1 protein-coding gene is annotated in these 263 nt (G+C 61.6%); it reads right to left on the reverse strand.

Going from position 1 to position 263, the window contains the following annotated elements:
- On the reverse strand, positions 1 to 239 hold a 239-nt coding region (locus AAEY83_RS16020; RefSeq protein ID WP_351060561.1), incomplete at its 3' end, for a diguanylate cyclase domain-containing protein.
- Positions 240 to 263 lie beyond the last annotated feature (24 nt).

Genomic DNA, 263 nt, shown 5'->3' on the forward strand with positions numbered 1-263 from the left:
TCTTCACCGTGTTCAGGGAAACGCGCCACGCCGATGCTCGGTTCGATACGCAGGTCATGGCCGTCGAGGCGCATGGGCTGCGCCAGCACCTGACGGATTTTTCCGGCGACACTGTCGGCATCTTCGGCGGCATGCACGCTATGCAACAGCACGACAAACTCATCGCCACCGATACGCGCCACAGTGTCGGTTTCACGCACGCAGCCTTTCAGCCGATTGGCCACGGTTTGCAGGAGCATGTCACCGACGGCATGGCCATGGGT

The organism is Psychrobacter sp. TB20-MNA-CIBAN-0197, from assembly GCF_040309765.1.
Classification (GTDB): Bacteria; Pseudomonadota; Gammaproteobacteria; order Pseudomonadales; family Moraxellaceae; genus Psychrobacter; species Psychrobacter submarinus.